We start from the raw sequence: 16,443 nt of genomic DNA on the forward strand, positions 1-16,443 counted from the left end.
TCAACCAAATGTTGACTAGGTGGTGACGAGGGTGATGCCGAGGGTGAGCATCAGCGCGGCGATCCCGGCGTCGAGCACGCGCCACGCGCCGGGGCGGGCGAACACCCGGTGCAGGAACTGGGCGCCGTAGCCGAGCGCGAGGAACCAGACGACGCTCGAGGTGGCGGCACCGAGACCGAACAGCCATCGGCCCGACTCGCCCTGGTTGTTGGCCACCGAGCCGAGCATCAGCACCGTGTCGAGGTACACGTGCGGGTTGAGCCATGTGAGTGCGAGGCAGGTGAGGATCGACGTCGCGAGGGTCGCCGACCCTATTTCCTGCGTGGCGTCGAGCGTTCCGGGGCGGAGGGCGCGGCGAGCGGCGAGCACCGCGTAGGAGACGAGGAATGCCGCACCCGCCCAGCGGATCAGGGTGATGGCAGCCGGAGCGTGCGCGAGTACGGCGCCGATCCCGCTGATCCCGACCGCAATGAGCACGGCGTCCGATACCGCGCACAGCACGACCACCGGCAGGACGTGCCTGCGCGCGATCCCCTGTCGCAGGACGAACGCGTTCTGCGCGCCGATCGCGACGATCAGCGACAGGCCGGTACCGAAGCCGGCGGCCGCCGTGAGCAGGGCAGGGGTGAAGTGCATGAGAACCACGCTACGAACCCCGCGATCATCAATCCAGCTAATTATCCTTCATTGCCATTAGCATCGCTTCATATGGATCTGGACCTTGCTTCGCTTCGCACGTTCGCGGCCGTGATCGACGAAGGCACCTTCGACGCCGCGGCCCGGGTACTGCACATCACGCCGTCCGCGGTGAGCCAGCGGATCAAGGTACTCGAGCAGCAGGTCGGGCGCGTCCTGGTGCAGCGGGCCAAGCCGGTCCGGGCCACCGAGTCCGGACACGTCGTGCTCACGCTCGCCCGCCAGATGGCCCACCTCGAGCGCGAGGCCATGTCGTCCCTCAACCCCGAGGAGGCGACGACGAGCACGCTGTCGCTGGTCGTCAACGCGGATTCGCTGTCCACGTGGATGATTCCGGCCCTCGCCCGCCTGGCGCCGGAGCATCGGGCGCTGTTCGATCTGCATCGGGAAGACGAATTCCACTCGACCACCCTGCTGAAGGAGGGCACGGTGATGGCCGCGGTGACGTCCGTCCCGGAGGCGGTGCAGGGCTGCACCGTCGAGAAGCTGGGGTCGATGCGGTACCGCGCGCTCTGCAGCCGCGACTACGCCGACCGCTGGCTCCCCGACGGTCCGACGGCGGACGCCCTCGCGGTGGCACCGATGCTCGACTTCGATCGCAAGGACGAACTGCAGGCCCGGTTCCTGCGCGGGTTCACGCGGCGCCGGCTCCAACCGCCGCGGCACTTCGTTCCCGGGTCTTCGGCGTTCTCCGACGCCGTCCGCCACGGACTGGGCTGGGGACTGCTGCCGGAATTACACACCGGCGACGACCACGGGCTCGTCGAACTCGACCCGTCCCGCCCGGTCGACGTCCCGCTGTACTGGCAGCGGTGGAAGCTGGATTCGCCGATCCTCGCGGCGCTCACCACCGCGGTCCGGGACGGGGCGCGCGAAGCGTTGCGGTGACGTCGGGGTGGGCGCAACACTGGAGGCATGGACGCCGACAGCCCGATGGACCCGGTGCAGGCCCTGCGAGAGACAGCGTTCTGGCTCGAACGGTCGCGTGCGGAGACGCACCGCGTGAAGGCGTACCGGCGTGCCGCCGACGTGGTGGCCGAACTGTCCGAGGAGCAACGGGACGTCCGCCGGCGCACCGACAGCTGGAAGGATCTGCCGGGCATCGGACCCAAGACGGCGACCGTGATCCGTGAGTCGCTCGACGGTGTGCCCGTCTATCTCGCGGAACTACGGGAGAACGCGGAGCCGATCGGCGGCGGCGCGCTGCGGGAGGCGCTGAAAGGCGACCTGCACACGCACTCGGACTGGTCGGACGGCGGCAGCCCCATCGACGAGATGATGCGCAGCGCGGCCGCTCTGGGTCACGAATACTGCGCTCTGACAGACCATTCCCCGCGTCTGACGGTCGCGAACGGGCTGTCGGCGGAGCGGCTGCGTTCTCAGCTGGAGGTGATCGCCGCGCTGAACGAGGAACTGGCACCGTTCCGCATCCTCACCGGCATCGAGGTCGACATCCTCGACGACGGTTCACTCGACCAGGATCCGGATCTGCTCGACGAACTCGACATCGTCGTCGCCAGCGTGCACTCCAAGTTGCGGGCGGAGCGCGGGGCGATGACCCGCCGGATGGTCCGGGCGGTGGAGAATCCGCTGGTGGACGTGCTGGGACACTGCACCGGCCGCCTCGTCGAAGGCGGGCGCGGGACCAGGCCGGAGTCGACGTTCGACGCGGAGCAGGTGTTCACCGCCTGCCGCGACCACGGCACGGCCGTCGAGATCAACAGCCGTCCCGAACGCCGCGACCCGCCGAGCCGTCTCATCGATCTGGCCATCGACGTGGGGTGCCTGTTCTCGATCGACACCGACGCGCACGCCCCCGGGCAACTCGCCTGGCAGGGGTACGGGTGCGAGCGGGCCATGCGGTGCGGCGTCGAGGCCGACCGCGTCGTGAACACGTGGTCCGCCGACGACCTGCTGGAATGGGCAAAGTAGCGCTCGTGCGTGGTTGACGAGTGCAGGGACTCGTCAACCACGCACGGGCCGAAGGCCTAGCCCCGCTCTCCGGCCAGTTCCTCGAACAGTGTCGGGTCGTGGGCGGAGAAGACGCGCACCCGCGGCGCCACCTGATTGTTCAGTTCCCGGAGCCGGCGATGATTGCCGCGGATCTTCGAACGATCCACCGCGATCGGCTCTTCCATCACCCGCAGAGCGCGACCCTCGGTTCCCGGCGACACCTGTCCGGGGGCGGCGACGGTGCTGCGGTGGTAGAACGCGTCGCCCGCGTGTAGCAGCCAGCCCTTCACTCCGGTGTCGACGGCCACCGCCGCGTGACCGCGGGTGTGGCCGGGCATCGGGACGAGCACGATGCGGTCGGCGGCACCGGCGATCGGGTAGGTGTCGGAGAACCCGAGCACGGATTCGCCCGGCCCCGAATAGGTGTGCAGCGTGGGTTCGGGGGTGAGCTGGGCGGGACCGTAGCGGACCTTCTCCCGGAACGACGAACGTCCTTCTGACGCCGTTCGTTCCGCGGCGGTGGTGTGCAGGGTGGCGTTCGGGAAGTCGGCGACGCCGCCGATGTGGTCGAAGTCGAGATGGGTCGCGACGATGTGGGTCACGTCCGCAGGATTCAGGCCCAGCTTCTCGAGCCGGCGGACCGCCGTCTCCGACTCCCGGAACCGGGCGCCCATCAGGTGCGCGTACCGGCCGACGCGTCCGGTGGGATCGGCGACGTCCGCCAGCCCGAAGCCGGAGTCGACCAGCACAATGCCCGCGTCGGTTTCACACGCCAGCACATGGCACACCAACCGCCCGATGAGCGCCGAGGAGAACGAGCCGCAATTGAGGTGGTGTACCCGCATGGGGGCTCACGCTAGCCGAGTCGGTGTTCGCGGGGCGCCGATTACACCGCGACCGGTGACGACGCCTGCGCCCAGAACCGTTTCGGTATCCGTCCGGCATTCCGGGCGAGGTGCCCGGCCGTGACCGCTGCGGCCATCGCCGCGGCCATCAGCGGAGGGTCCGACGCCCTCGTCACCGCCGTGGCGAGCAGTACGGCGTCGCAGCCGAGTTCCATTGCCAGTGCTGCGTCGCTCGCGGTGCCGATCCCGGCGTCGAGAATGACCGGGACGTCGGTGCGCGCGACGATCATCTCGATGTTGCGGGGGTTCGAGATACCGAGCCCGGTGCCGATCGGCGACCCGAGTGGCATCACGGCGGCGCACCCGGCGTCGACCAGGCGCTGCGCGAGCACGGGGTCGTCGTTGGTGTACGGCAGCACGACGAATCCGTCGTCCACGAGTTGTTCTGCGGCCGCCACGAGTTCGATCCCGTCGGGCAGGAGCGTGCGTTCGTCGGCGATCACTTCGAGCTTGACCCAGTTGGTGCCCAGGGCCTCACGGGCCAGGCGCGCGGTCAGCACCGCCTCCGTGGCGCCCCGGCAGCCGGCTGTGTTCGGCAACAACGCGATACCCAGTCGATCCAGCAGTTCGAGCAGCCCGGTTCTCCCTGCGGCGTCCACTCGGCGCATCGCCACCGTCGTCAGTTCGGTGCCCGAGGCGACGAGTGCCTCTTCCAGTACCGAGAGGTTGGCCGCACCGCCTGTGCCCATGAGGAGGCGGGACGAGAAGTCCCGGCCCGCGATCGTGAGTGCGTCGGTGTGGATGCGCATGGGTACCTCCGGTCGAGATTTCGGCGAGCACTCGAACCCTACGACCGAATCGTCTCCGACGTCAGAACCACTTGTGCGCTACGTCATAGGTCCAGATTGGACCCCTGTCTCGTTGTCTATCTGGATCTTCTGGACCCGTACCAGACGGCCCAGAGTTGTCGGTGCGAGGAGCCGAACGCCACGTCGTCACGATCGGAGTAGAGATGAACACCATGGTCGCGCGCAGAAACCGCACCGCGAGGTCGAGGGAGGAGGAGCGCCTGGCAACGGAACTGGAGGACGCCCGCCGCCGCATCATCGAACTCATGGGCCAGCTGGCCGAAACGGTCCGCAGCCGTGATGCTTTGAGCGACCGCATGCAGGTGATGGCGTGGAATGCCCGGTGGGGACGCGAGCACACCGGATTCGGGGTGCGGTGACCCGAGTCCGGGAGTCACAGCCACGTGGTCGGGCGGATCAGGTTGGCGAGATCCACCAGGGTGTACCGATGCCTGCGCTCGGGGGCCTTGCGGGCGAGGGCCCGGAGCGCCGACTCCGCCCCGGTGCGCAGACCGCGTTCGGTGAACGGCACGCTGAGGATCCGCGTCGTCTCGGGAATGCCGCCGGCGTGCAGCCAGTCGACGGCCACGCCGAGGACGAGCACCCGGGTCTGGAGTGCGCGGCGCTCGTCGTGGGCGAGCAGTTCGACTCGCCGGGCGGCCTCCTGCAGATCCCGTTCGCTCACCTCGGCGAGCGGCCGATCGTGGACGAGCATCAGCACACTCGTCAACCGGGCCTCGGCATAGTGCCGGGATGTCGGTGGCACCTCGTCGAGGGCCTCCACCGCGGCCGCCCGGTCGTCGCGGTGCTCCAGTTGCCGCGACAGCCCGAACGCCGCACTCACCGCGCCGTGATCCGTGCGCCACACTGTGCAGTAGTACTTTTCGGCGGTCCGCCGCCACCGCCCGATGTCCTCACCAGAGCGGTATTCGCACCACATCTCGGCCGTCGCCGCGAGGGCGAGCTTCGGGGYCTCCTCGCCCGGTAGCGCGGTCAGGACGGAATCGAACCGGGTGAACGCCGCCTCGAAGTCGCCGCCCACCAGCGCACACAGTCCGGTGTGCCAGTCGACGCGCCACGTGTCCTCACGCTGGTGGTCGAGGGATTCGAGAATGGTGGCGGCATCACGGGGCTGCCCCAGGTCGAGGTGCGCGCGTACCTCGGCGAGCGGGATCTCGATGCTCGTGGACGCCACGCCGTCGTCCGCCGACTCCTTCGCCCTGCGCAGTGAATCGAGGAGCTCCCTCGGTCGGCTGTGGACGACGGAGAGCAACGGGGCGGCCGGGTCGTCCGGGTCCACCAACGGAATCGGTAGTGCTCGAACGATACTCATCGCACTGATCCGCTCGTCCCGGCGGTGCCCGTCGACGTAGACGTCGGTGCGGCTGATCGTGAGGTCGGTCCCGAACGTCGTGCGCTGCGGGCTGAACCGGTGGGACAACCCCGGCTGCGGGTGGCCGGTCTGCTGGGCCCGCACCTCGCGCAGGACACCCTCGAGCTGCGTCGACATCTCCTCGGCCGACGCGAACCGGCGGGCCGGATCGGGGTGGATGGCCCGGAGCAGCAGCCGGTGGTAGAACTCGTACTCCGCCAGCAGCGGCGCCTCCTCGGGTGTCGGCAGGCCGTCGACGTAACAGCCGCCGACGGTGGGCATGTCGAGGGTCAGCACGGCCAGCGTCCGCCCGACGGTGTAGATGTCGGAGGCGACGGTCGGACCGGTGGTGGCGATCTCGGGGGCTTGGTAACCCTGTGTGCCGTAGATGTATCCGTGATCCCCGATCCTGGCGACCGCGCCCATGTCGATGAGCTTGAGCTGGTCGTAGTCGTCGCCGATCATGATGTTCTCGGGCTTGAGGTCGTTGTACACCAACCCCATCGAGTGCAGGTATCCGAGCGCGGGCGTGACCTCGAGGAGGTAGCGGATGGCGTGCTCCACCGGCAGCATCGGCTTCGGTTCGTCGGGCCCGGCCTCCTCCTTCAGTTCGGTGAGCAGGTCGCGCAGCGTTCTGCCCCGGACGTACTCCATGACGATGTAGCCGATGGGATTGCCGTCCATCCCGGGGTGTTCGACGAAGTTGTAGATCTTGACGATGCTCGGATGCGTGACCTCGGCGAGGAACCGGCGCTCGGCGAGAGCAATCTCCTGGGCCACGGGGTCGCCCGAGTGCAGCAGGCCCYTGAGGACCACCCAGCGGTCGCTGACATTGTGGTCGAGCGCGAGGTAGATCCAGCCGACGCCGCCGTGGGCGAGGCACCCCAGGACCTCGTACTGGCCCGCGACGAGTTCGCCCGCCTCGAGTTGCGGGGCGAACGAGAAGACGGTGCCGCAGTGGGTGCACACCCCCTCCGTGTCTCCCGGCCGCGCGGCGGTGGAACGTCCGACGGGGCGTTTGCATCGGTCGCAGTAGCGTTTGTGCTCCGCCAGAACGGGATTGGTCAGGAGCATCGACAGGTCGGAGGTGTGGACGGCGTCCGGCACCGTGCGTGAGGAGGGGACGTCGTCATCGTCGTCGTCCGCGAACGGATCGAATCGCACACCCCTGGTGGATTGCGGGTCGTCCATCGGTGTTCGCCTGGTTTCGTCGCTCACGTCGGTGTCACCTCAGTCCCGGTAGGTGGGGGCGGGTGGTCCGGCGGTAGGGCCGAGAACCGTCAGCCAGTTGTCGTAGAGCCTCGTCCAGGTTCCGTCCGCACGCATCCGATCCAGCGTGCCGTTCACGAAGCGCACCAGATCCTCGTTGGTCTTGTTGACCCCGATGCCGTACGGCTCCGATTCGAGCGGCGGGCCGACGATCTCCAGGTTCGGGTCCTGGGCGGCGAGCCCGGCGAGGATGGAGTCGTCGGTGCTCGCGGCGTCGGCCTGCCGTTGCTGGAGGACCACGAGGCAGTCGTCCCAGTCGGGTACCGCCACTATCGTGGCCTCGGGCTGCACGCGGCGAACGGTGTCCAGTGAGGTGGTGTCGCCGGCGGTGCAGACGCGCTTGCCCGCCAGATCCTCCGGGCCGGAGATGCCGGAGCCTTTCGGCACCAGCAGACGTTGATAGGCCTGGAAGTACACGGTGGAGAAGGCGACACGCTCGGACCGTTCGCACGTGATCGACGTGCTCTTGACCACGAGATCCACGTCCTCGTTCTGGAGGGCGTCGAAACGGTCGCCGGACGTGAGCAGGCGGAATTCGACCCGGGAGGGGTCACCGAACAGGTCCCGCGCCATCTCTCCCGCGACGTCGACGTCGAATCCCATCAGCATCCCGGTGGTCGGATCCCGGAAACTGAAGAGGTTGGTGTTCTGATCGATTCCGACGATCAGCCGGCCGCGGGCGGTGATCTCGGCCAGGGAGCTTCCCGGCGCCCGGACGTCCGGTGCGGCGGGGCGGAGACTCGCGAGGGCACCGCAGGAGTCGGGTGCGGGTGGCTCCTCGGGCACGTCGCCGGTGGGCAGAAGGATCTCGGCCCCACTCGTCAACGGCACCTGTGCGTAGTCGCCGCTGACGGTGGGCGTGAGGGGTTGCGGGGTGGCGCATCCGGCGGCGAGGACGGCGACCGCGGCAGCGGAGAGGAGGAGGGCGCGTTGGCGCGTCCGCCGTCTCGGTCGAATCACCCGCGTCATCAGTGGTACTCGTTCAGTCTGGGCCAGATCCCCCCACCGACGGCGAACCCGCAGAGGACGCCGATCACCATGCTACCCACCGCGAGCAGCGACAACGAGCGATATGCGTCGGCCATCCCGTCGAGTTCCTCGCTGCGGAATCGGTCGATGCCGTCCTGCAACGACTGGTCGAGCGCCGCGAACGTGGCAGGGGACGCCGAGTCCGCCGGGCCGATCGCGATGGCCTTCGCACCCGGGTAGTCCCCCACGTCGAGCTTCTCCTGCAGCATGGTGTGCGCGCGCCGCCAGTCGCCGAGTGCGGTGACGGCGGCGTCGATCGGCGGTGTCGTCGCCGGACCGTGTTCGCCGTCCTGCAGCCCCCCGAGGATGTCGGCGAGTTCGGCCGACCGCCGGGCGTAGTCGACCTCGGACTGTTCGTCGGAGCCGCGCTGCAGCAGCGCGAGGGTCTCGTCCGCCCGGGCCTGCTGGGCGAGGATCCGCGCCTGGGTGATCGTGCCGAGTGGTTGCGCCCCTTCGGTTCTCGCCCGGTCCGTGGCCGCGGTGGAGACCAGGGTGGCGGCGGCCAGCCAGATCAGGAGGGTGGCGGCGAGGAGGGAGGCGAGGACGAGGCCGGGATTGACGCGGCGTTTGCTCTTGCGCGCCAGGTACACCTGCGCGAGGACGAGCGCGACGAGCAGGGCGACGGCGACGGCGGATGCGGCTCTCGGGAGCCGCGCGGTGAGGACCTGGGTGTCGGCGACGGTCCTCGACTGCTCCGAGTAGAGGCTCTCGGCTGCGGGCAGGATCGTGTCCTGCATCATCGTGGAGGCGTCGCTGAGATAGGCGACGCCGACCGGGTTGCCCGACCGATTGTTGGCGCGGGCCGTGGCGATCAGGCTGGTGTAGTCGGCGAGGTCCCGCGATATTTCGGACAGCAGCGCGAGGGCCGCGGCGTCTGTCGAGGCGACGCCGTTCGACGCGGTGACCAGCGCGTTCGATGCGTCCCCGATCGCCTGGTTGTACCGATTGCGGACGGCGATCGGCTCGACACCGCCCGAGATGAAGGATGTGGCGGCCGCGGCGTCGGCGATGGACAGCGAACTGTAGAGCCGTTCGGCCGCGTAGGTGAGGGGTTCGGTGTGCGTTCGCAGGGTCTCGATGCGCTGTTGCCGGGCACCGATCGCCGCCGACGTGATCGCCCCGGTCGCCAGCGCGGCGGTCACGAGGGCGATCCCCAGCACGGACAGTCGTCCCGGGGTCGAGACGAGGAATTCCCGCCACGGCCGGCTCCGGGATTCGGGCTCGACGAGCAGGGACTCGTCCAGCGAGTGTTCTTCGGTGACGGCGTCGTCTCCGCGGTGGAACACGGTGCCCTCCTCCGCCGAGGTCTTCTGCAAGTGTGCCCCGATTCCCGGCGGGTCGTGCCGGAAAAGCCGATGTCGCATCGGACGCACAGAGAAGGACAGGGACCGCTGGTGCGGTCCCTGTCCTTCGGTACGGCGGGTGCGTCAGGGCTGCTCGCGGGTGACGACTCCGACGAGTTGTTCCGCGTCGGATCCGTCGGCGGGCGAGGCCGCGGGCGGTGTGACGGTGTCGAGGCGTTCGGCGTTGGTCCGGCTGCGTCGGCGGAACTCGTACCCGATCAGGATGATGGCGAGAGTCACCACACTCAGCCAGAACTGCGAACGGGTGGTGGGGAGCACGGCCATGGCGGCGATCACGGCTCCCATCAGGGCGATGGTCGCGTAGCTGAGCCAGGGGAACAGCCACATCTTCAGGCTGAGGGCCTCGGGATCTCGCGCCTCCAGCTTCTTGCGGAGCGCGACCTGGGAGATCGCGATCATGAGGTACACGAAGAGCGCCACGGCGCCGTACGAGTTGACCAGGAACGAGAACACGAGATCCGGGGAGACGAACGCCGCGATCACCGACGCGTAGCCGATCACCGTTCCGGCGAGGATCGCGCGCCGGGGCACGCCGCCGCCGGACAGGCGGGTGAACATGTGCGGGGCGTCGCCGTTGCGGGTGAGCGCGAAGAGCATCCGCGAGGAGGTGTACAGCGCGGAGTTCAGGCAGGACAGCACCGCGGTGAGGATGACGACGTTCATGATCGTGGCGACACCGGGAATGTGCAGGGCGGAGAGGGCTGCCGCGTAGGGGCTGACGCCGACGGCCTCCGTGCTCCACGGCACCACCGCGACGACCACGAAGATGGAACCGACGTAGAAGGTGATGATCCGGACCACGATGGAACGCATCGCCCGGGCGACCGCTTTCTTGGGTTCCGCGGACTCGGCGGCCGCGATGGTCACGATCTCGGCGCCGGTGAAGAAGGCCACGCAGGGGACGACCGCGGCGAGCACCGCGCCCCAGCCGAGCGGAGCGAATCCGCCGTGGCTGACGAGATTCGCCACTCCGGGGGTCGCGTCCGGCCACAGTCCGGTTATCCATAGTGCGCCCAATCCGAGGAAGAGGACGATCGCGATCACCTTGATCGACGAGAACCAGTATTCGAATTCGCCGAACGACCGCGCTGACACGAGATTGGTGCAGGTCAGGATGACGAGCAGGCCGAGGCTGAGGATCCACAGCGGCGCGGACGGGAGGTAGAGCTGGAGTATTCGGCCGCCGGCGATGGCTTCGACGGCGACGACGATGACGAAGAAGTACCAGTACATCCAGCCGACGGAGAAGCCGGCGCGATTGCCGAGCGCTTCCCTGGCGTACACGTAGAACGATCCGACCACCGGCCGGGCCACCGCCATCTCGGCCAGCATCCGCATGATCAGGAGTGTGATGACCCCCGCGATGAGAAACGACACGATCGCCGCCGGGCCTGCGCTCTCGATGACGACGCCGCTGCCGACGAACAATCCGGCACCGATCACGCCGCCCAGGGCGATGAGGTTCATGTGCCGTTTCTTCAGGCCCTTTCCGAGGCCGGAGTCCTGGGATTGGACCGGGGGTGGTGTTGAAGTCACGTTTTCCTCCACTGTGCGCTGACCGGAATCGTCAGGTCGCCATCGCGATCCGGGGCCGGATCGTCGGGCGGTTGGAACGGAGAACAGTGCCGGCGGAGATACGGGAGACGATCCACCGCGAACTGAACTGTTGATGTGATGCACAACACTGTATGGAGGGTCCGGTGGGCAGCACAGTGCCAGTTCGACGGCACGTCTGAGGACCAGTTCGTTACCACTGGTCACAGGGTAAGGGTGTTGCACGGCCTCGTGGATGAGCGCCGGCGCCGGGGGATCCAGATGTGCCGGGAACCCGTGCCGCCGGGCCGTGTGAACACGCACCTCCCGGTGGCGATCGCTGTCCGCCCAGTTCAGGGGCGTTCTCGGTCGGTGGTTCCGCGGTCGAACTGGTCCCATCGCTTGCGAGGCAACTGGCTCTGGGCGAGTTCTGGCACCAGTCGTAGTGTGAGGTGAACACTGGAATAAGTGATGTGGATCACACATACGATTGGGTCGCTGAACCGGTGGGTGCCCGCATCGACGTACGACCGACGAGGTCGTGTCGGTCGAGGATCCCGGCAGCGCCTTCTGGAGGAAATGTGGACAGTACCGTTCCCGGACACACCGACAGTTCAGGTCTCGGCAAGGGCCTGAAACGCAGGCACATGAACCTCATCGCCCTGGGCGGGGTGATCGGCGCCGGTCTCTTCGTGGGCAGCGGTGTCGTCATCGGCGGGGCCGGCCCCGGCGCGATCATCTCCTTCCTCATCGCCGGCATCATCACGTTGCTGATCATGCGGATGCTCGCGGAGATGGCGGTGGCCCGGCCGGTGGTCGGATCGTTCTACGTCTACGCCCGCCAGGCCCTGGGGCGTCGCGCCGGGTTCGCGACGGGGTGGATGTACTGGTACTTCTTCGTGATCGTGGTCGCCGTCGAGGCGATCGCCGGTGGCCGGATCCTGCAGCTCTGGCTGCCGATGATCCCGCTGTGGCTCCTCAGCCTGGGGCTGATGCTCCTGCTCACGGCCACCAACATGGTGTCCGCCCGCTCCTACGGCGAGTTCGAGTACTGGTTCTCGTCGATCAAGGTCGTGGCGATCGTTCTGTTTCTCGGGATGGGCGCCCTCTGGATCACCGGACTGTGGCCCGATTCGACGCCCGGGCTCGGCAACCTCGTGAACCACGGCGGCTTCACCCCGCTCGGCTGGGGCGCGGTGCTCGCCGCGGTCGTCCCCTGCGTCGCCTTCTACACCGGAGCCGAGATCGTGACGATCGCGGCCGCCGAGTCGGAGGAGCCGAAGCGTGCTGTCGCCCACGCCATGCGGTCGATCGTGGTGCGGATCGTGACGTTCTACGTCGGTTCGATTCTCGTGGTCGTCACGATCCAGCCGTGGAACACCGAGAGCGTCGGGGTGAGTCCGTACGCCGCGGTGCTCGAGGTCCTCGGAATTCCCGGTGTCGCGACGATCATGAACTTCATCGTCCTCACCGCAGTTCTCTCCTGCCTGAACTCGGCGCTGTACACCACGTCCCGAATGCTGTTCGCGCTCACCCGCAACGGCGACGCCCCGAAGTTCTTCACGACGCTGTCCCGCAACGGCGTGCCCCGTCGTGCGATCCTGCTCGGCACCACCGTCGGATACGTCTCCGTCGCCTGCACCTACGTGTGGGGCGACGTCGTCTTCGGCTTCCTCGTCAACTCGTACGGCGCTGTCGCGCTCTTCGTCTACCTCCTCATAGCCATCTCGCAGGTGGTGCTCCGGCGTCGACTCGAGCGCGAAGACCCGGCCGCACTGCAACTGCGGATGTGGTTGTTCCCGTGGCTGAGCTACGCCACCATCGCCCTGATGGCCACCGTCATCCTCGCGATGGCGTTCCTGCCGACCACCCGCTCCCAGTTCCTCATGAGCGGTCTGACGTTGATCGTCATCCTGATCAGCTACGAGGTGCGGAAGTTGCTCGGCAAGGGCGGTCGCGACGACGAATCACTATCCGGTGCTCCCCCGATCGGTTCCGCGGACGAGTCGGTAGCGGAGGCCGAGAAGCGCATCGAGTCCGTGGAGACGCTCGGCGGCTCGGACATCGAACTGCTGGCGGCTGCGCAACAGAAGCCGCATACCCATCGTCATCAGAGGAGACAGTCGTGAACAGTTCCGCCGTCGGTACGGCGCGCGTCAAGCGTGGCATGGCCGAGATGTTGAAGGGCGGGGTCATCATGGACGTCGTCACCCCCGATCAGGCGAAGATCGCCGAGGACGCCGGTGCGGTCGCGGTGATGGCGCTCGAGCGGGTGCCCGCGGACATCCGGGCGCAGGGTGGGGTGTCCCGGATGAGTGATCCGGACATGATCGACGGCATCATCTCCGCGGTGTCGATCCCGGTGATGGCCAAGGCCCGGATCGGGCACTTCGTGGAGGCGCAGATCCTGCAGTCCCTSGGGGTCGACTAYGTCGACGAGTCGGAGGTGCTGACCCCGGCCGACTACGCCAATCACATCGACAAGTGGCAGTTCACCGTCCCGTTCGTGTGTGGTGCCACCAATCTGGGTGAGGCGCTGCGGCGGATCACCGAGGGTGCGGCGATGATCCGGTCCAAGGGTGAGGCCGGTACCGGTGACGTGTCGAACGCGACCACGCACATGCGGACGATCGGTGGGGAGATCCGCCGGTTGACCTCGCTGAGYGAGGACGAGCTGTATGTGGCGGCGAAGGAGTTGCAGGCCCCGTACGATCTGGTCGTCGAGGTCGCCAAGGCCGGGAAGTTGCCGGTCACGATGTTCACCGCCGGTGGCATCGCCACCCCGGCGGATGCGGCGATGATGATGCAGCTCGGTGCGGAGGGTGTGTTCGTCGGGTCGGGGATCTTCAAGTCSGGTAACCCGGCGGAGCGGGCCGCGGCGATCGTGAAGGCGACCACGTTCTTCGACGAYCCGGACGTGCTGGCGAAGGTCTCCCGTGGGCTGGGTGAGGCGATGGTCGGGATCAACGTCGACGACATCCCCGTCCCGCACCGGCTCGCCGAACGCGGCTGGTGACGTAGGTAATCCCGCTCTTCCGGAACCACTGTGGGCCGGTTCCGCTGTCGTGCAGCAGAACCGGCCCACAGTCGTCGTTCAGCCCAGCAGTTCGGGGATCTTCGCCGCGCTCTCCAGGATGTGCGTGTGGGGCTCCGGACGCAGCGTCGCAGCGTCGTGCGCGCCGGTCAGAACACCCACCACGTACCGCGCCCCGGCGTTCGTCCCCGCCCGGAGGTCGTTCGGGGTGTCACCACCCACCAGCACCTCGTCGACGCTCTGTACTCCGGCGATCTCCATGGCGCGGAAGATGAGATAGGGCGACGGTCTGCTCATCCGCACCTGGTCGCTCGTGATCACACCGTCGATGTCCCGCCCGATCTCCCACCCGACCTGCTCCAGTAGCGGTTCCGCGATCTGGCGTGAATAGCCGGTCTGGAGAACGATCTTGATGCCGTTCTGCCGCAACGCACCGAAGGCGTCGTGAACCCCGGGCAGTGCGGTGGGCGGTGTATTCCGGTACGCAGCCAGAAGCATTGCGGTGAAATCGGATTCGACGGAATCCAGAACATTCTTCCCGGCCGGCACGCCGCTCTCCCGCAGCAGTCCCTCGATGGCCTGCCGCTTGCCCGTGCCCTTCCACCGGTCGAACCGATCGTCCGGAATCGGCTCGCCGAGGTGCTTCTCGACGGTGTCGCGCAACGCGACGTACACGGCGCCGCCTTCGTCGACGCTCGTTCCGGCAATGTCCAAGGTGACCAGGGAAACCCCGTGTGCGGTCATGGGTGTGACTCCTTCACTGTTGCGCCACTGGCAGGTGCTGGCTGTCAGTGGCCGATCATCGACAGCACGTCGGCAATGACGTCGCTGTTGGTACCGCGCGTCAGATCGAGTGTCCGGCAGCGGTCGTAGTACGGGCTCAGATCCAGCCCGACTCCCAGTCCRTACACCTCGACGGCCCGCTCGTCCTCGTGTCGCTCGACCACGTCCTGTAGGTGGTGGTCCAGGTAGAACTCGTCGTTGGCCAGGGCGGTGGCGCCGTCCAGTGGGCTTCCGTCCGAGATCACGAACAGGAGCCTCCGGCCCTGGGGGTCCCGCATCCGGGAGCACGCCCAGTCGACGGCCTCACCGTCGACGCCCTCTTTGAACAGGTCGTTCTTCAGCAGCCCCGCGATCGCGGGACGGGCTCGGCGCCAGGTAGTCTCGGCGTCCTTGAACACCAGCTGCCGGACCTCGTTGAGGCGTCCCGGGTTGCGCGGACGGCCGGACCGGAGCCAGTCTCGGCGGGCCCGTCCCCCGTTCCAAGCGGCGGTCGTGAAACCCAGGATCTCGCACCGGGCATCGGCCAGTTCGAGTGCCCGGGCGAACACGTCGACCAGGACCGCAACCGGTTCGCCGAACTCCTTCATCGAACCCGAGCAGTCGATGAGGAAGGTCACCGTCGTGTCGGTGTGCGGCTCGGTGCGTTCGGCCCGGAAGAGTCTGCGCTCGGTGGGCGAGGTGACCAGCTGGGCGAGCCGGCGACCGTCGAGGTACCCCTCTTCCCGGCCGCCTTCCCATCCGTCGGGGACCGGTTCCGCGAGCAGCGCCTTCAGCTGCCGTCCGAGTCTCCGGACGTTGAGATGCTGCGTGTCGATGATGACGTCGAGTCGCCGGCGGTAGTCCTGGAGCAACTCGGGCCGGACGAGGGACGCGATCTGCCGGGTCTCGTCGTAGGCGCGGGTGAACACCCGGTATCGGTCTCCGCCCTCCCCCAGTGCGCGACTGCGTCCCGACACCGCGGTCGTGAAGGTCTCGTCGTCGTCGGGGTCGAAGTCGAACAGGAGGGAGAACGCCGCCCGGCCGTCGCTCCCGTCGTCGGCCGAGACGTCCGTATCGGCGGGTGACTCCAGGTGACGGCCGATCAGCTCGGCGACGTCCTGCGCGTGGACCCCGAAGTCGTTTTGCGAGAAACGGGTTCGACGCAGCCACGGGAGGTGGTCGCCGAGAACGGAGGCAAGAGCGAACCGCGTCGATTCGATCAGGTCCTCGGTGGCCTCGGGTATCGGCTCGGCGGTGATCCGGGCCCGGCACATCTGCGTCACCGTGAACAGCAGCATCCCGTGCACGGTCTCGGTCAGCCCGGACGCCACGTAGTCCTGTGACCACTGCGTGAAGCGGTGGGAGAGGTTGGCGCGCACGCCACCCCACGCGTCGGCGGCCAGCGACTCGACGCGGAACTGTTCCAGGATCTCGAAGATCAGCCGACCCGCCGTGGCGTCCGGGCACAGGCTGCGATGCAGGACGGGGTCGGTGTGGAGGAGGCGCGACGCCATGCCGTCCGCCGCACCGCGGAAGGACGCGAAGTCGGCGCCGTCGAAGGACGGGTGCAGATGTGGGGCGGGCATCGGCACGCGCCGATGTCCGCGGTGGAGTTCCGGTCCGCGAAAGTGCAACCCACCCTGGCCCGCGAGGGCACGGATCGTGCCGGCACAGAGTTCGTGCACCTCCTGCTGATGGCGGACCGACACGGGGCGCACAGGCAGTTCTGTCATGACCG

Annotated in this window: 14 protein-coding genes; 5 read left to right on the plus strand and 9 right to left on the minus strand. The window is 68.0% G+C overall.

The genetic code is table 11. From position 1 onward, the window contains the following. Positions 1-15 precede the first annotated feature (15 nt). Positions 16-636, minus strand: coding sequence for a LysE/ArgO family amino acid transporter (locus tag AC1D1G_RS00715; RefSeq protein WP_283352333.1), 621 nt, complete (start codon positions 634-636; stop codon positions 16-18). Positions 637-708: 72 nt separating this feature from the next. Here AC1D1G_RS00715 and AC1D1G_RS00720 point away from each other — a divergent pair, with 72 nt between their 5' ends. Further along, on the plus strand, positions 709-1,584 hold the full coding sequence (locus AC1D1G_RS00720; RefSeq protein WP_283352332.1) for a LysR family transcriptional regulator ArgP: 876 nt from the start codon (positions 709-711) through the stop codon (positions 1,582-1,584). 45 nt (positions 1,585-1,629) lie between these two features. Beyond that, positions 1,630-2,628 carry a PHP domain-containing protein gene (locus AC1D1G_RS00725; protein WP_477950667.1) on the plus strand — a complete coding sequence of 333 codons (999 nt, stop codon included), beginning with the start codon at positions 1,630-1,632 and terminating at the stop codon, positions 2,626-2,628. A 56-nt stretch (positions 2,629-2,684) separates the two neighbouring features. Here the strand turns inward: AC1D1G_RS00725 and AC1D1G_RS00730 are convergent, their stop codons facing one another. Together AC1D1G_RS00730 and thiG are read right to left on the minus strand one after the other, a co-directional pair. Further along, positions 2,685-3,494, minus strand: coding sequence for an MBL fold metallo-hydrolase (locus tag AC1D1G_RS00730; protein ID WP_477950524.1), 810 nt, complete (start codon positions 3,492-3,494; stop codon positions 2,685-2,687). A gap of 41 nt (positions 3,495-3,535) precedes the next feature. Then, positions 3,536-4,303, minus strand: coding sequence for a thiazole synthase (gene thiG / locus AC1D1G_RS00735; protein WP_105423032.1), 768 nt, complete (start codon positions 4,301-4,303; stop codon positions 3,536-3,538). Positions 4,304-4,506: 203 nt separating this feature from the next. On the opposite strand from thiG, the gene AC1D1G_RS00740 reads away from it, so the two are divergent. Further along, complete coding sequence (locus tag AC1D1G_RS00740) at positions 4,507-4,722, plus strand: hypothetical protein (RefSeq protein WP_105423030.1); 216 nt, start codon at positions 4,507-4,509, stop codon at positions 4,720-4,722. 14 nt (positions 4,723-4,736) lie between these two features. Here AC1D1G_RS00740 and AC1D1G_RS00745 read toward each other — a convergent pair whose 3' ends face one another. The 4 genes from AC1D1G_RS00745 to AC1D1G_RS00760 form a co-directional block, all read right to left on the minus strand. Beyond that, positions 4,737-6,905: a serine/threonine-protein kinase gene (locus AC1D1G_RS00745; protein ID WP_477950669.1), complete on the minus strand. Its 2,169-nt coding sequence runs from the start codon at positions 6,903-6,905 to the stop codon at positions 4,737-4,739. 39 nt (positions 6,906-6,944) lie between these two features. Continuing rightward, positions 6,945-7,952, minus strand: a complete 1,008-nt coding sequence (locus AC1D1G_RS00750; protein WP_477950527.1) for a glutamate ABC transporter substrate-binding protein — start codon at positions 7,950-7,952, stop codon at positions 6,945-6,947. Further along, positions 7,952-9,298 (minus strand): hypothetical protein, encoded by a 1,347-nt coding sequence (locus AC1D1G_RS00755; protein ID WP_477950529.1) that lies wholly within the window; start codon positions 9,296-9,298, stop codon positions 7,952-7,954. Before AC1D1G_RS00755 ends, AC1D1G_RS00750 begins: the two co-directional genes overlap by 1 nt. A gap of 141 nt (positions 9,299-9,439) precedes the next feature. Beyond that, complete coding sequence (locus AC1D1G_RS00760; RefSeq protein WP_477950671.1) at positions 9,440-10,843, minus strand: amino acid permease; 1,404 nt, start codon at positions 10,841-10,843, stop codon at positions 9,440-9,442. A gap of 647 nt (positions 10,844-11,490) precedes the next feature. Here AC1D1G_RS00760 and AC1D1G_RS00765 point away from each other — a divergent pair. Beyond that, on the plus strand, positions 11,491-13,038 hold the full coding sequence (locus AC1D1G_RS00765; RefSeq protein WP_283334651.1) for an amino acid permease: 1,548 nt from the start codon (positions 11,491-11,493) through the stop codon (positions 13,036-13,038). Next, complete coding sequence (gene pdxS, locus AC1D1G_RS00770) at positions 13,035-13,925, plus strand: pyridoxal 5'-phosphate synthase lyase subunit PdxS (RefSeq protein ID WP_005249195.1); 891 nt, start codon at positions 13,035-13,037, stop codon at positions 13,923-13,925. The genes AC1D1G_RS00765 and pdxS overlap by 4 nt, the downstream gene beginning before the upstream one ends. Positions 13,926-14,003: 78 nt before the next feature. On the opposite strand, the gene AC1D1G_RS00775 is transcribed toward pdxS, so the two are convergent. Both AC1D1G_RS00775 and AC1D1G_RS00780 read right to left on the minus strand, forming a co-directional pair. Continuing rightward, positions 14,004-14,687 (minus strand): phosphonatase-like hydrolase, encoded by a 684-nt coding sequence (locus tag AC1D1G_RS00775; RefSeq protein WP_477950532.1) that lies wholly within the window; start codon positions 14,685-14,687, stop codon positions 14,004-14,006. Between the two features lie 44 nt (positions 14,688-14,731). After that, the gene (locus tag AC1D1G_RS00780) at positions 14,732-16,438 is read right to left on the minus strand and encodes a cobaltochelatase CobT-related protein (protein WP_477950534.1); all 1,707 of its coding nucleotides are present in this window, start codon (positions 16,436-16,438) and stop codon (positions 14,732-14,734) included. Between the last annotated feature and the right edge of the window lie 5 nt (positions 16,439-16,443).

Source organism: Rhodococcus sp. P3_B8 (assembly GCF_056402775.1).

What these genes read in the sequence shown, in the direction of transcription:
- AC1D1G_RS00720 (WP_283352332.1), top strand. Translation starts at nt 709, where the DNA reads ATGGATCTGGACCTTGCTTCGCTTCGCACGTTCGCGGCCGTGATCGAC.
- AC1D1G_RS00750 (WP_477950527.1), bottom strand. Translation starts at nt 7,952, where the DNA reads ATGACGCGGGTGATTCGACCGAGACGGCGGACGCGCCAACGCGCCCTC.
- AC1D1G_RS00715 (WP_283352333.1), bottom strand. Translation starts at nt 636, where the DNA reads ATGCACTTCACCCCTGCCCTGCTCACGGCGGCCGCCGGCTTCGGTACC.
- thiG (WP_105423032.1), bottom strand. Translation starts at nt 4,303, where the DNA reads ATGCGCATCCACACCGACGCACTCACGATCGCGGGCCGGGACTTCTCG.
- AC1D1G_RS00775 (WP_477950532.1), bottom strand. Translation starts at nt 14,687, where the DNA reads ATGACCGCACACGGGGTTTCCCTGGTCACCTTGGACATTGCCGGAACG.
- AC1D1G_RS00760 (WP_477950671.1), bottom strand. Translation starts at nt 10,843, where the DNA reads ATGAACCTCATCGCCCTGGGCGGCGTGATCGGTGCCGGATTGTTCGTC.
- AC1D1G_RS00740 (WP_105423030.1), top strand. Translation starts at nt 4,507, where the DNA reads ATGAACACCATGGTCGCGCGCAGAAACCGCACCGCGAGGTCGAGGGAG.
- AC1D1G_RS00730 (WP_477950524.1), bottom strand. Translation starts at nt 3,494, where the DNA reads ATGCGGGTACACCACCTCAATTGCGGCTCGTTCTCCTCGGCGCTCATC.
- AC1D1G_RS00725 (WP_477950667.1), top strand. Translation starts at nt 1,630, where the DNA reads ATGGACCCGGTGCAGGCCCTGCGAGAGACAGCGTTCTGGCTCGAACGG.